This window comes from Nocardia pseudovaccinii NBRC 100343, assembly GCF_001613225.1.
Taxonomy (GTDB): Bacteria; Actinomycetota; Actinomycetes; order Mycobacteriales; family Mycobacteriaceae; genus Nocardia; species Nocardia pseudovaccinii.
Window position 1 is genome coordinate 20,655 of sequence record NZ_BDBY01000158.1, and the last position, 14,617, is coordinate 35,271.

Consider the following 14,617-nt stretch of genomic DNA (forward strand, 5'->3'; position numbering starts at 1 on the left):
GATCTTCTTAAGTGGATCGCAGGCCCTGACCGGGACTGTGGGGTTAGAGGAGGCCGACCGGGCGGATTGCGATGACCATCGCGGTTGTCCGTACCGAAGGCTCGTGTGGGATCGGAAAGACAATGACCGTACTGGAACTACCGCGGACGACGGTTCTGCCCGCAAGCAGCCTGTACACACCGTGGGCGGGGCCTTACCCCGTGCTGCAGCCGGGGACGGCCGCTCGGTTCGGCCAGTTGATGCAGTATCTGCGTGGCGACCGCGCGCTGGCTCAGCTGATCCGCTTCGCCCTGGTCGGTGGTTCCAGCAATATCGCCTACGTGCTGCTGTTCTTCGCGATGCACGGCGTCGGTCCCCTGGTCGCCAATATCGCGGGCTCGGTCGTGAGCACCGTGATCGCCAATGAAATGCACCGTCAGCTCACCTTCCATGCCGCAGGCCGGGTCGGCTGGTTCACCGCTCAGTGGGAGGGCGGCGGGCTCGCGCTGGTCGGACTCGGGATCACCACCGCCGCACTGGCCGCGCTCGAGCTGTGGGCACCCGGCATGGGCGGTACGTTCCAGGCCGCGGCTGTCCTGGTCATTACCGCCGCGGTCGGTGGTATGCGCTTCCTCGCCCTGCGAGGCTTGGTCTTCTGATCAACAGCCCATACAAATCCGCCCCGGTTCTTCGGAACCGGGGCGGATTTCGTTGGGGGCGTTCAGCCTTTGCGTTCAGCCAGGCGATCGAGCAGGCGCTTGTGGACGGCGGGTGGGAGCATGTCGGTGACATCGCCGCCGTAGGTCGCGACCTCCTTGACCAGTGAGCTGGACAGGAAGCTGAAGGTCGGGTTGGTGGCGATGAAGAAGGTGTCGACGCCGCTGAGCTTCTTGTTCATCTGCGCCATTTGCAGTTCGTAGCCGAAGTCGGTGGCATCACGCAGACCCTTGACGATCGCGCTGATCCCCTCCTGCTTGGCGAAATCCACCGTCAGCCCCTGCCAGGACTCCACCCGCACATTGGGCAGGTGCGCGGTGGCCTCGCGCAGCATCTCCATGCGCTCCTCCACGCTGAACATGCCCTGTTTCTTGGGATTGACCATGACGGTCACCACGACCTCGTCGAACTGAGCCGCGGCCCGCGCGAAGACGTCGATGTGTCCATTGGTCACCGGGTCGAACGAGCCCGGGCACAGCGCTCCTGCCATGAACAGACGGTATCAGGAGGCCGGATCCGCAACTCGAATGCCGCGACGGCGGAGTTACTCCGGGGCGAATTCGGCTAGTTCGATGCGGGTTTCACCGTATTTGCGCGCCTTGGCGGGGACATAGCCTGCGGGCCAGACGATCTCGGGTGAGCGGATGGAACGCTCCACCACGACGAGGGCCTCCGGTGCCAGCCAGTCGTGTTCGGCGAGGGCGCGCAGGTCGGCGGTGACCGTCGCGGTGTCGACGTCGTAGGGCGGGTCGGAGAAGACCACGTCGTACTTGCCCGCACCGCCACCCGCCAGGACAGTGGCGACGGTGCCGATGCGGAGTTCGGCGCCCGGCAGGCCGAGGTCGGCGATATTGCCGCGCACGATGGCCGCGGCCTTGCGGTCGGATTCGATGAGCGTGGCGTGGGTGGCGCCGCGGGAAAGCGCTTCCAGGCCCAGTGCGCCGGATCCGGCGTAGAGGTCGAGTACGCGGACGCCGTCGAAATCGATGCGGGCGTCCAGGGCGCTGAACAGCGCCTCGCGCACCCGATCGGAGGTGGGCCGGGTACCCGCGGGCGGGACGCGTAGCCGCCGCCCGCCCGCGGTACCCGCGACAATCCGGGTCATTCGGCCGCGGACTCGCGCACCGTGAGTTCGACCAGCAGGTCACCGCCTTCGACCTGTTGCACCTTGCCGATCGCGACGCGGCCGACGATGCCTGCGCGCGGCGCGGTGATCGCGGCCTCCATCTTCATCGCCTCGATGGTGCCGACGATATCGCCCGCCGCGATCGAATCGCCTTCGGACACAGCCAGTGTCACCACACCGGCGAACGGGGCGGCGATATGGCCCGCGTTGTTCTTGTCGGCCTTCTCCGCGGCCGGGATATCGCTGGCGATGGAGCGGTCGCGCACGGCGACCGGGCGCAGTTGGCCGTTCATGATGCACATGACCGTGCGCATACCGCGCTCATCGGGTTCGGAGATGGCCTCCAGTCCGATGAGCAGGGTGACGCCCTTCTCCAGTTGCACACGGTGTTCCTCGCCGCGGCGCAGTCCGTAGAAGAACTGGTTGGCCGACAGGCCCATGGTGTCGCCGTACTTTTCCCGGTGCGCGAGGAATTCGGCGGTGGGACCTGGGAAGAGCAGGCGGTTGAGCGTGGCACGGCGTTCTTCGGAGGAACCGGCGAGTCCGGCCTCGTCAGCGGGGGTCAGCGGGGTCTCCGGCTTGGCCGGTCCGCGTCCGGCCAATGCGCGGCTGCGGAACGGTTCGGGCCAGCCGCCCGCCGGATTGCCGAGTTCGCCACGCAGGAATCCGATGACCGAATCCGGAATGTCGTAGCGGCCCGGATCGGCGGCGAAGCTTTCGATATCGACACCGGTGCCGACCAGCGCGAGCGCGAGGTCGCCGACCACCTTCGAGGACGGTGTGACCTTGACCAGTCGGCCCAGCAGCCGGTCCGCCGCAGCGTATTTCGCCTCGACCTCTTCGAAACGGTCACCGAGACCGAGCGCGATGGCCTGCTGACGCAGATTCGACAGCTGACCACCCGGGATTTCGTGGGTGTACACCCGGCCGGTCGGCGCGGGCAGCCCGGATTCGAAGGGCGCGTACACCTTTCGCAGCGCCTCCCAGTACGGCTCCAGATCGCAGACGTTCCGCAGACTGAGACCGGTGTCGAATTCGCTGTGCGCGGCAGCCGCGACGATCGCGGAAAGCGCTGGCTGACTGGTGGTTCCGGCCATGGCGGCACTCGCGCCGTCGACCGCGTCGGCACCGGCCTGCCAGGCGGCGAGGTAGGTGGCCAGCTGACCGCCGGGAGTGTCGTGGGTGTGCACGTGCACCGGCAGGTCGAAGTTGCTGCGCAGCGCGGAGACCAGGGTCGCGGCGGCCGGAGCGCGCAGCAGGCCCGCCATATCCTTGATGGCCAGCACGTGCGCGCCCGCGTCGACGATCTGCTCGGCGAGTTTGAGGTAGTAGTCGAGGGTATACAGGGTTTCGTCCGGGTTGGACAGGTCGCCGGTGTAGCTCATCGCGACTTCCGCGATGGCCGTACCGGTTTCGCGTACCGCGTCGATGGCCGGACGCATCTGGTCGACGTTGTTGAGTGCGTCGAAGATGCGGAAGATGTCGATGCCGGTGTCGGTGGCTTCCTGCACGAACGCGCGCGTCACCTGCTCCGGGTACGGCGTGTAGCCGACGGTATTGCGTCCGCGCAGCAGCATCTGCAGACAGATATTCGGCACGGCCTCGCGCAGCGCGGCCAGCCGCTCCCACGGGTCCTCGTACAGGAAGCGCAGCGCCACATCGTAAGTCGCGCCGCCCCATGCCTCGATCGACAGCAGTTCCGGTGTCAGGCGCGCGACATGCCCGGCGACACCGAGCAGGCCATTGGTACGCACCCGAGTGGCCAGCAGCGACTGGTGTGCGTCGCGGAAGGTGGTGTCGGTGACGCCGACGGCCTTCTGCTCACGCAGCGCCTGCGCGAAACCCTCCGGGCCCAGGCGCAGCAGCCGCTGACGGGAACCATCCGGCGGCGGCACGCTCAGATCGATCGCGGGCAGCTTGTCGTGCGGGTACACCGTGGTCGGACGCTCACCGTGCGGCTTGTTCACCGTGATATCGGCCAGGTAGTTCAGGATCCTGGTGCCGCGGTCGGCCGAACCGCGCAGGGTCAGCAACTGCGGGCGCTCATCGATGAACGAGGTGGTAACCCGGCCCGCCTTGAAGTCCGGATCGTCGAGCACCGCGAGCAGGAACGGAATATTGGTGGTGACGCCGCGGATACGGAATTCCGCGAGCGCGCGGCTGGCTCTGGCCACGGCGGCGGGCAGATCGCGGCCGCGGCAGGTGAGCTTGACCAGCATCGAGTCGAAGTAGGCGCCGATCTCCGCGCCCAGGTTCGCGCCGCCGTCGAGGCGGATGCCCGCGCCGCCGGGGGTGCGGTAGGCGGTGATGCGGCCGGTGTCGGGGCGGAAGCCGTTGGCCGGATCCTCGGTGGTGATCCGGCACTGCAGGGCCGCACCGCGAATGGCGACCTTGTCCTGGCTCAGACCGAGCTGTTCGAGGCTCTCCCCCGCCGCGATGCGCAGCTGGGACTGCACCAGATCGACATCGGTGATCTCCTCGGTCACCGTGTGCTCGACCTGAATGCGCGGGTTCATCTCGATGAAGACGTGGTTGCCGCGCTCGTCGAGCAGGAATTCGACGGTGCCCGCGCAGCTGTAGCCGATCTGACGGGCGAAGGCCACCGCGTCGTTGCAGATACGTTCGCGCAGTGCGGGATCCAGGTTCGGGGCGGGCGCTAGCTCGATCACCTTCTGATGGCGGCGCTGCACCGAACAGTCGCGTTCGAACAGGTGCATGACGTTGCCGTGCTGGTCGGCCAGGATCTGCACCTCGATATGGCGCGGGTTCACCACGGCCTGTTCAAGGAACACGGTCGGATCACCGAAGGCCGACTCCGCCTCACGAGACGCGGCCTCGATCGATTCGCGCAGCTGCGCGGGATCGGCGACCCGCCGCATGCCGCGGCCACCGCCACCCGCGACGGCCTTCACGAAGATCGGATACTCCAGTGCCTCGGATGCGACCAGCAGCTCGTCCACGTCGGCCGACGGCGCGCTGGATTTCAGCACCGGCAGACCCGCCTCCCGCGCCGCCTCGATCGCGCGGGCCTTGTTACCAGCCAGTTCGAGTACTTCAGCCGACGGACCGATGAAGGTGATGCCCTCGCGCGCACAGGCCGCCGCGAGGTCCGGGTTCTCGGACAGGAAGCCGTAACCGGGGTAAATCGCGTCGGCGCCCGCGGACTTGGCCGCCTCGATGATCGCCTCTATCGACAGGTACGCCCGGACCGGGTGCCCCTCTTCGCCGATCTGGTAGGACTCCGCGGCCTTCAACCGGTGGACCGAGTTGCGGTCCTCGTACGGGAAGACGGCGACCGTCCCGATGCCGAGTTCGTAGGCCGCGCGGAAGGCGCGGATGGCGATCTCGCCACGGTTGGCAACCAAGACTTTCGAGAACATTGAACTAAGGTACCCGGCCCGGAATCGCGGGCTGACAGGGAAGTCCCATTAACGGAAACTTCACAACGAGTCCTAGCAGAGTTGCAAAGTTTTGTTCATCCCACCGACACATCTCACCGTCCGTCGCGGTCACAAGTGCGGACGGGCGCCACCGTCGACTGGAGAGCACCTGGCGACAACTTCGCAAACGCGCGACACATCGAACGCGGTGACAATCCGATTGCGCGGCCGCCTATGCTGGTTGACGCAGCTGGTTCGCCGTGCGCAGACGAGATGGAGCCCCGACGTCGCGTCACGGAGTCGAGTTCGCGGATCGGCGTAACCGGTGCGCGGACGAGAGGGAACCCGGTGAGAATCCGGGACTGTCCCGCAGCGGTATGCAGGAACGACCGCCGTCATCAGCACTGGGTGGATACCCGGGAAGCGACGGCCAGTAGGTGAGCCCCGTACGGGGTCGGCCAGAAGGCCCGTGCCCGCAAGTCCGAAGACCTGCCAGCCGTGTCGGATACGCTGTATCCGGCGGCCACCGCCTCGTGGATTGGGCGCGCGGACCTCTGTGCGATTGTCGGGCTCCGTTGGTGCACCGGCACGTCACTCGGTCTCCGCTAGCTCGTAGGGCGATGGTCTTCGATCTCAGCACTGGAGAAATTCGTGACTGTTACGCATAACCCGTTCACCGCGACGGTTCTCGGTCTCCCGCGGGTGGGGCCGCGCCGTGAGCTCAAGCGCGCCACCGAATCCTACTGGGCCGGACGCATCGACGCGGAGCGACTGCACGCGATCGCCCGCGACCTGCGGCGCGATCAGCTGGCCGAATTACAAAGCGCCGGAATGGATTCCATCCCCATCGGCACCTTCTCCTATTACGACCAGGTGCTCGATACCGCAGTGCTGCTCGGCGCGCTGCCACCCCGGGTGGCCGGAATCGCCGATCCGCTGGATCGCTATTTCGCGGCGGCACGCGGCACCGACACGGTCGAACCCCTCGAGATGACCAAATGGTTCGATACCAATTACCACTATCTGGTGCCGGAAATCGCTCCGGAGACGGTGTTCTCGCTGGATCCAGCCAAGGTGCTGGACGAGCTGCGGGAGGCGCTCGCACTGGGGGTTCCTGCGCGGCCGGTGGTGGTCGGACCCATCACCTTCCTGAAGCTCGCGAAGGCGACCGGCGGTGCGGCGCTGGATCGCCTCGACGAGTTGGTGCCGCTCTACCGGGAGCTGCTGCGGCTGCTTGCCGTGGCGGGCGCGGAATGGGTACAACTCGACGAACCGATCTTGGTCACCGACCTGACCGCTGACGAGGTCGAACTCGTACGGCGGACCTACGCTGAACTGTCGGCCACGACGGATCGCCCCGCGCTGCTGGTGGCCACGTACTTCGGCAGGCCAGGTGCGGCGTTGAGCGGCTTGGCCGAAACCGAAATCGAAGGTATCGCACTGGATTTCACGGTTGACGCCGATCTGTCCGGTGTGCCGTCGCTGGCGAACAAGCTGCTGGTGGCGGGTGTGGTCGACGGTCGGAATGTGTGGCGGGCCGATCTGGAAAAGGCTTTGGCGACGCTCGGCACGCTGCTGGGATGCGCGAAATCCGTTGCGGTGTCGAGTTCCTGCTCATTGCTGCACGTGCCATACAGCTTGGCGAGCGAAACCGGCCTCGACGAGCGGCTGCGTTCGTGGTTGGCGTTCGGTGCGCAGAAGGTCGCCGAGGTGCGGTTGCTCGCGACCGGACTGAGCGCGGGACCCGAGGCGATCGCCGACGAATTGACCACGGTCCGTGCCGCTCTCGCCACCAGGCGCACCGATCCTCGGTTGGACAATTCGCAGGTGCGGGCGCGGCTGGCCACGCTCGGTGCGGATGCGACTCGGCGGGCACCCGCGCAACAGCGACGGGCATTGCAAGCCGAGCGGCTGCGGTTGCCATCGCTGCCGACCACGACGATCGGCTCGTATCCGCAGACTTCGGCGATCCGGCTGGCGCGTGCGGCACTGCGCAAGGGCGAGATCGACAAGCCCGAGTATGTGCGACGGATGCGGTCCGAGATCGCGGATGTCATCGCGTTGCAAGAGCAGCTGGGCCTGGACGTACTGGTGCACGGCGAGCCGGAGCGCAATGACATGGTGCAGTACTTCGCCGAGCAACTCGACGGATTCGCCGCCACCGACGCGGGCTGGGTGCAGTCCTACGGAACGCGTTGCGTGCGGCCGCCGATTCTGTTCGGCGATGTGGCGCGGCCCGCGCCGATGACCGTGGATTGGATCGGCTATGCGCAATCGTTGACCGATAAGCCGGTCAAGGGCATGCTGACCGGCCCGGTGACGATTCTGGCCTGGTCGTTCGTCCGCGATGACCAACCACTGGCGGATTCGGCACGTCAAGTGGCGCTGGCGATCCGGGACGAGACGGTCGATCTACAGGCCGCGGGCATTCGGATCATCCAGGTCGACGAGCCCGCGCTGCGGGAATTGCTGCCGCTGCGCGCGGCCGATCAGGGCGAGTACCTGGAATGGTCGGTCGGCGCTTTCCGGTTGGCGACCTCCGGGGTTTCGGATGCCACGCAGATCCACACCCATCTCTGCTATTCGGAATTCGGTGAGGTCATCGATGCGATCGCCGGATTGGATGCCGATGTGACCTCGATCGAGGCGGCGCGCTCGCATATGGAGGTGCTCGACGATTTGAATGCCGCAGGCTTCGATCTCGGTGTCGGACCGGGCGTGTACGACATCCACTCACCGCGGGTGCCGAGCGTGGAGGAGATCACCGCCGCCCTGCGCGCCGCACTGAAGGCCGTTCCCGCCGAACGGCTTTGGGTCAATCCGGACTGCGGATTGAAGACGCGTGGACCAGTCGAGGTCGAGGCGTCACTGCGCAATTTGGTCGCTGCTGCGGCGGCGGTGCGCTAAGCGGATAGTGCGCTCGTCCTCCTCGATGTAGGAGGGCGAGCGCACGCGCCCGTGTTCACGCCGCCTGGGGACCGCTCCCAACAGCGTCTACGCTGGCATCCACAGCGCCCCGCCGCCCCTCCGCGAACACCCCGACATCGACAGCGGGCTCGCCGTCCCCAGCGAGCTACCCCGCCCCCCAATCGACGCATCCGCAGATCCTGCCAGATGACCGCGCAGCCTGATAGCGCGGTGTGATCACCGCGCTATCAGGCTGCATATCAATGAGATTCGGCCCCAGGAAAAGGCCGGAGCCGACGGCGCGGCGTGTACCTCTCACAACTTTCGCCGTTGCGGACCATCGGCCGCAGGCGCGACCGTGCGCTCAGTCCCCGCCGCCAGCCTGTATGACATTCCGAGCAACGATCCATGCGTAACCCCTCCTCATACGTCGCCATCAGATATCACCCCCGATGTCCTATTCGACGCATGGCCGACCGATTCGGTTCCGCCGATTCCCTCGACTATTCCGCCGCGGGCTCGGTTCCGAAGGCGCGATTGATGGCGGCCATATCGAAGTAGTCGCGCCAGGCGGTGATGGCGCCGTCGGCGACCTCGAAGACACCCACCACCGGCAGCGGTGTGTCTTTGCCCAGGCCACGCAGGATATCGGTGCGTTCGTTCATGACAATATTCCCGGCAGCGACCTGGTGGTGCACGTCGAATTCGATGGATTCGAAGGTGCTGAGGAAACCGGCGATGAAATCGCGGATGGCAGCGCGACCGTTGATCGGTTCCATCGGAATGTTGTGGTAGACGGCGTCTTCGGCGAAGAAGGCGCTGATCCGGTCCGGGTCGGGATCGGCCCAGCTGCGGCACATGGCGGTGACGATTTCGTCGGGGCTCGGCATTCGTTCGCTCGCTTCCTTGCGCCGATGGGATCGGGCACATCGGTCGATTCGATCGCCCCGATTACACCAAACAATTGCTTGGTTGCGCCAGGATCAGCCCGAGACCAGCAGTTCGCGCTGCGGCACCCCGACGTATTCGGACAACGGACGGATCAGGGCATTGGCGGCGGACTGCTCGATGATGTGAGCGGTCCAGCCGGTGATGCGACTCAGCACGAAGATCGGCGTGAACATCTCGATGTCGAAGCCCATCAGGTAGTAGGCGGGTCCGGCCGGGAAGTCGAGGTTGGGTTCGATGCCGGTGGCCTCGGCCATGGCCTGCTCCAATGCGGTGTACATGCGCAACCAGCGCTGGCCACCGGTCACCTGCACGACTTGGTCGAGAGCCTCGCGCATCGTCGGCACCCGCGAGTCGCCGTTCTTGTACACGCGATGCCCGAACCCCATGACTTTCTGTTTGCCGGACAGCTTGGCGCGCAACCACTCCGCTGCCAGTTCGGGCTCACCGATCTCCAGCATCGTGCGCATGACGGCCTCGTTGGCACCGCCGTGCAGCGGACCCTTGAGGGCACCGATCGCGGCGGTGATCGCACTGTACATATCCGACCGGGTCGAGGTGACCACACGCGCGGCGAAGGTGGATGCGTTGAAACTGTGCTCCGCGTAGAGGATCAGTGAAATCTCGAAGGCGCGCACAATGCGCGAATCCGGCACCTTGCCGAAGCACATGTTCAGAAAGTTCTCGGCGAAGCCGAGATGTGAATGCGGCGCAATAGGATCCAGTCCACGACGGCGGCGCATGTCAGCGGCGACGACCGTGGGCAACACCGCGGTGAGCCGTAACGCCTTCGCCAACAATGCCCGATCACCTTGTGCGGCATCGAGTTCCGCGTCCTCCGCACCGAGGTAGCTGACCACGGTCCGGACCACATCCATCGGATGACAGTTCTGCGGCATTTTCTCGATGAGCGACAGGATCGAGCGATCGATGCGTCGCTGGGCACGTTCACGCTGACACAACAGTTGGAGTTGGGCGGCGTCGGGCAGTTCGCCGTACCACAGCAGATAGGCGACCTCCTCGAAACCGCAGTGCCGAGCCAGATCCTGCACGGTATAGCCGCGATAGGTCAGCGAATTCGTCTCGGGCACAACCTTGGAGATGCTGGTGGTATCGACCACCACCCCGGCCAGGCCCTTCTTGATTTCAGTCATCGTTCAACTCGCTCACTCCTCCGCCGCGCTGGCGCTCGGCTCCGTCATGCGCGAAGCGCGCTGTGCTTATGGTTCGCTCGCTACGCTCGCTCACGGTAAAATTGAATATTCCGGAATCGAAGTCGTTGTACTGCTGGTAGTCGAGTAATTCGTAGAGTCGCGCCCGATGCTGCATCTCGTCGACCAGTCCGGATTGCGTTCCGGTGGCCGCAATTTCACGCAGACCACGCTCGACGGCGAACATCGCCAGGCGCAGCGTGGTCACCGGATAGATGACGGCGTTATAGCCGAGATCCGCCAGTACCGGAGCCGATAGCAATTCCGACTTGCCGAACTCGGTCATATTCGCAAGCAATGGAATAGTCACCGCAGCACGGAACTTCGCGAATTCGGAGGCATCGGCGAGTGCCTCGGTGAAGATGAGGTCGGCACCCGCGTCGGCGTACGCCTTGGCCCGATCGATCGCCGCATCCAGCCCGTCGGTCCCGCGCGCATCGGTGCGCGCGCAGACCACGAAGTTCGGGTCCCTGCGGGCCGAGACCGCGGCACGCAACCGACGGACCATCTCATCGACCGGAACCACGGCTTTGCCGTCGAGATGCCCACAGCGCTTGGGATTCACCTGGTCTTCGATATGGCAGCCAGCGAGCCCGGCATCTTCCAGCAGGGTCACCGTGCGCGCCGCGTTCATCGGCTCGCCGAAGCCGGTATCGGCATCGATCAGCACGGGCAGGTCGGTCACCCGCGCGATCTGCTGTCCCCGCGCAGTCACCTCGGTGAGGGTGGTCAGGCCGATATCCGGCAATGCGAGTTCGGCAGATACCACCGCGCCGGAGACATAGACGCCCTCGAAGCCGAGCTCCTGAATCAGCTTGGCCACCAACGGGTTGAAGGCTCCCGGCCAGCGCTGGATTTGCCCGGAGGCCAACCCGGCGCGCAGTGCCACACGTTTGTCGGCAGCGCTCGTGGCGGCGGCGAGCAGTCCGGTCATCGCGACCACCGTCCTAGGCTGAGCAGATGAGAGCAGCATCGCGCAGCGATTCCATGAGGGGTGGCGGTCGGGAGACGGGTGGGCCCGAAGATCGTCCCCTGCGCTATCGGCTGATCACCGGCGTCGACGACGCCACCTTCTGCGAACGGGTCAGCGGCCTGCTCGATCAGGGCTACCGGCTGCACGGATCGCCCACCCTCACCTTCAACGGCACCGATGTGATCGCCGCGCAGGCGCTGATCTGGGGCGAAGGGTAGCGCCGACATCAGAAGATCCCCGCGCGTACTTGCGGTGCCCGCCCCATGACCTCGGGCGAAACCGTGAACGTCAGCTGATCCAGTTCCCCGGGGGCCAACTCCGGCGTGCGCTGCACCGCATCCAGAAAACGGTCCTGCTCCGCGGGTTCGATCACACCCTCGGCCAGTGTGCGGAACTTCGCGATGTACTGCTCGCGCGCGAACGGCCGCGCACCCAGCGGATGCGCATCCGCCACCGCGAGCTCATCGACAATCGTCTCGCCACTCTTCAGCGTCACGACCGCCCGTGCCCCGAAGGCCTTTTCGTTGGGATCGGTGGCGTGATAGCGGCGCGTCCATTCCGGATCCTCGACCGTCGAGATCTTGCGCCACAGCGCGACGGTATCCGCCCGACGTGCCCGCTCGGGTGCGTAGGACCGCTCATGCTGCCAACCGCCGTCCTGTAGCGCGACCGCGAATATATAAGGAACGGAATGGTCGAGCGTCTCGCGGCTGGCGTGCGGATCGAACTTCTGCGGATCACCGGAGCCCGTGCCGATGACCACGTGCGTGTGGTGGCTGGTATGCAGCACGATGGTGGCGATCTGATCGAGGTCGCCGATGCGCGCCCGCATTCGGCGCGCGAGATCGATGGGCGCTTGGCTCTGGTACTCGGCCGAATGCTCTTTGGTGTAGCTGTCGAGGATGGCCCGCTTCGCCTCGCCCGGGCTCGGCAGCGGCACCTGATATTCCGCTTCCGGCCCACCGAGCAACCACGCGATGACGCCGTCCGCCCCCTCCCAGATCGGTGCGGGCGCACCCTCGCCGCGCATGGCCCGATCGACTGCCTCCACCGCCATTTTTCCGGCGAATGCGGGAGCATATGCCTTCCAGCTGGAGATCTCGCCCTTGCGCGACTGCCGGGTGGCGGTGGTGGTGTGCAGCGCCTGCCCGATCGCCTGATAGATCGTCTCGGTGTCCAGGTCCAGTAGCGTCCCGATGCCCGCGGCGGCCGATGGACCGAGATGTGCGACGTGATCGATCTTGTGTTCGTGCAGGCAGATTCCGCGCACCAGGTCGATCTGGATCTCGTAACCGGTGGCCAGGCCGCGGATCAACGCGGCACCACCGCGACCGGTGTGCTGGGCGACGGCGAGGATCGGCGGAATATTGTCGCCCGGATGGGAGTACTCGGCGGCGAGAAAGGTGTCGTGAAAGTCGAGTTCGCGCACCGCGACTCCGTTCGCCCACGCGGCCCACTCCGGTGACACCCGGCGCTGCGGCGGCAAGCCGAAAACCGTGGCGCCCGATCGACGCGCATCCGGCTGTGCGAGTGCCTGCGCCCGTGCATTCGTCACGGGGCGGCGGACCAGCGCGGCCGCCGCGACGGCGGCGTTGTCGATGATCCGGTTCACGATCATCGCGCTGACCTCGGCGGTCACCTCGACCGGATCCGCGGCGACCTCGGCAATTCTGGTGGCCAAATGTTCTGTGCGCGGAAAGTCCGCGGCAGCGGCGCGGGCGCGTACGATGTGGGTTTTCATCCATCCTCCGGTTCCAGACGGGCCAGCGGCCCTACTTCGCACGCTACGCAGGATTGATCTTCGGCAAAATCCCTTGCAATAGCAGATTTCTGCGGGCGAGAATCCTCCATTTTGCGATGATTGCGAATTCCGAGGGCTACCATCTTGCGGTGCGCAAGATGTACGCGGGCGCCCGACTAAGACGGTTGCGCGAGGAACGGCGAATGACCCAGGCGGCACTGGCGAAATCCCTGGATCTATCGCCCAGCTACCTGAACCAGCTCGAGCGCGACCAGCGACCGCTCACCATTCCGGTGCTGCTGAAGCTCAACTCCACCTTCGACCTCGACGTGCAATTCTTCGCGGCCGACTCCGATGCCCGGCTGGTCTCGGATCTGCACGAGGTGCTCGTCGACGCGGCGGGCGGTGACAGCGCGCCACTGACCGAGGTGGAGGAACTTGCGACGCGACTGCCGGAGGTCTCCCGAATCGTCGTCGCGATGCATCGGCGATTACGCGCGGCGACAGATCAACTCGATCTGCTCTCCGCACGGGTGGCCGCGCCGACGGGCGCACCCGGCGTGCCCATGCCGTATGAGGATGTGCGGGATTTCTTCTACGACCACCACAATCACATCGCGCAGCTCGATCATGCGGCCGAACAGCTCTTCGAGGAGTGCGGTCTGAGCATCGGGTCACTCGATCGGCAACTCGCTAGGGTGGCCGAGGAGCGCGCCGGGGTCACCGTGCTGGTACGCGGTGACGGCGCGGATCCGTCCATCCCGAAACGGCATTACGATCCGGACAGCCGCACGCTGACGCTGGCGCGGCGGCTGCGTCCCGGGCAGCGCGCATTTCAAATTGCCACGACCCTCGGTTTTCTGCTGTACGGCAAGGATCTGGATGCCGTACTCGCCGAAACACCGTCGCTCACCGGCGAATCCAGGACGTTGGCGCGCATCGGGTTGGCAAATTACTTCGCGGGCGCGCTGGTGCTGCCGTACGGCCGCTTTCTGCGGTCGGCCGAGGAACTGCGCTACGACATCGATCTGCTCAGTCTGCGTTTCGAGGTCGGCTTCGAGACCATCTGCCACCGGTTGAGCACCCTGCAGCGGCAGGGGCAGCGCGGCGTTCCGTTCTTCCTGGTGCGCACCGACCGGGCGGGCAATATCTCGAAACGCCAGTCCGCCACGGCATTCCATTTCTCGCGGGTCGGGGGCAGCTGCCCGCTGTGGGTGGTGCACGAGGCATTCGCCAATCCTGGCCGCATCCTGACCCAGATGGCGGCGATGCCCGATGGCCGACGCTACCTCTGGATCGCCCGCACCGCGCTGGCGGGACCCCACGGATTCAGCACAGCGACAAAGGATTTCGCGATCGGTCTAGGTTGCGATATCGAATACGCCGACCGGCTCGTGTATTCGAACGGCCTACACCTCGACAGTCCGGCCGCAGCGGTGCCGATCGGCGCGGGCTGCAAGGTCTGCGAGCGCCCCTCCTGCCCACAGCGCGCCTTCCCGCAGATCGGCAGCCCCCTCGCAGTCACCGAGCACATCAGCACGGATCTGCCCTACCCCCGAGTCCTGCGCTAGTTCCGGACAATTGATCACCATGCGCTGGTGCAGGCAATCGTCGAGAAGGCCGCTCCATCAGCGC

The 14,617-nt window shown here is 65.9% G+C and carries 11 protein-coding genes and 1 riboswitch; of the genes, 4 read left to right on the plus strand and 7 right to left on the minus strand.

The features are described from left to right. Positions 1-122 precede the first annotated feature (122 nt). Positions 123-638, plus strand: coding sequence for a GtrA family protein (locus tag NP3_RS18695; RefSeq protein ID WP_063042880.1), 516 nt, complete (start codon positions 123-125; stop codon positions 636-638). A 62-nt stretch (positions 639-700) separates the two neighbouring features. Here the strand turns inward: NP3_RS18695 and coaD are convergent, their stop codons facing one another. From coaD to NP3_RS18710, 3 genes are read right to left on the minus strand one after another with little or no spacing between them, the layout of a single operon-like run. Further along, entirely contained in the window at positions 701-1,186 is a 486-nt protein-coding gene (gene coaD, locus NP3_RS18700) for a pantetheine-phosphate adenylyltransferase (protein WP_063042881.1), read from the minus strand. 54 nt (positions 1,187-1,240) lie between these two features. Beyond that, positions 1,241-1,801, minus strand: a complete 561-nt coding sequence (gene rsmD / locus NP3_RS18705) for a 16S rRNA (guanine(966)-N(2))-methyltransferase RsmD (protein WP_063042882.1) — start codon at positions 1,799-1,801, stop codon at positions 1,241-1,243. After that, positions 1,798-5,202 carry a pyruvate carboxylase gene (locus NP3_RS18710; protein ID WP_063042883.1) on the minus strand — a complete coding sequence of 1,135 codons (3,405 nt, stop codon included), beginning with the start codon at positions 5,200-5,202 and terminating at the stop codon, positions 1,798-1,800. The genes rsmD and NP3_RS18710 overlap by 4 nt, the downstream gene beginning before the upstream one ends. Before the next feature lie 306 nt (positions 5,203-5,508). Further along, positions 5,509-5,713: riboswitch (cobalamin riboswitch) on the plus strand. 140 nt (positions 5,714-5,853) lie between these two features. On the opposite strand from NP3_RS18710, the gene metE reads away from it, so the two are divergent. After that, positions 5,854-8,109 carry a 5-methyltetrahydropteroyltriglutamate--homocysteine S-methyltransferase gene (gene metE, locus NP3_RS18715; RefSeq protein WP_063042884.1) on the plus strand — a complete coding sequence of 752 codons (2,256 nt, stop codon included), beginning with the start codon at positions 5,854-5,856 and terminating at the stop codon, positions 8,107-8,109. 503 nt (positions 8,110-8,612) lie between these two features. On the opposite strand, the gene NP3_RS18720 is transcribed toward metE, so the two are convergent. The 3 genes from NP3_RS18720 to prpB all read right to left on the minus strand — a co-directional run bounded on the left by NP3_RS18720 (position 8,613) and on the right by prpB (position 11,202). Beyond that, positions 8,613-8,999 (minus strand): nuclear transport factor 2 family protein, encoded by a 387-nt coding sequence (locus NP3_RS18720; protein WP_063042885.1) that lies wholly within the window; start codon positions 8,997-8,999, stop codon positions 8,613-8,615. A 93-nt stretch (positions 9,000-9,092) separates the two neighbouring features. Then, positions 9,093-10,211 (minus strand): bifunctional 2-methylcitrate synthase/citrate synthase, encoded by a 1,119-nt coding sequence (locus NP3_RS18725; protein WP_063042886.1) that lies wholly within the window; start codon positions 10,209-10,211, stop codon positions 9,093-9,095. After that, a complete protein-coding gene (gene prpB, locus NP3_RS18730; RefSeq protein WP_084508684.1) occupies positions 10,204-11,202 on the minus strand; it encodes a methylisocitrate lyase in 999 nt (332 codons plus the stop codon). Before prpB ends, NP3_RS18725 begins: the two co-directional genes overlap by 8 nt. A 26-nt stretch (positions 11,203-11,228) precedes the next feature. Here prpB and NP3_RS18735 point away from each other — a divergent pair, with 26 nt between their 5' ends. Then, entirely contained in the window at positions 11,229-11,459 is a 231-nt protein-coding gene (locus NP3_RS18735; RefSeq protein ID WP_245721003.1) for a DUF1737 domain-containing protein, read from the plus strand. Between the two features lie 8 nt (positions 11,460-11,467). On the opposite strand, the gene prpD is transcribed toward NP3_RS18735, so the two are convergent. Further along, positions 11,468-12,982, minus strand: a complete 1,515-nt coding sequence (prpD, locus tag NP3_RS18740) for a 2-methylcitrate dehydratase PrpD (RefSeq protein WP_063042888.1) — start codon at positions 12,980-12,982, stop codon at positions 11,468-11,470. A 149-nt stretch (positions 12,983-13,131) separates the two neighbouring features. Between prpD and NP3_RS18745 the strand changes: the two genes are divergently transcribed. Continuing rightward, positions 13,132-14,553, plus strand: coding sequence for a short-chain fatty acyl-CoA regulator family protein (locus tag NP3_RS18745; protein WP_174566235.1), 1,422 nt, complete (start codon positions 13,132-13,134; stop codon positions 14,551-14,553). Positions 14,554-14,617 lie beyond the last annotated feature (64 nt).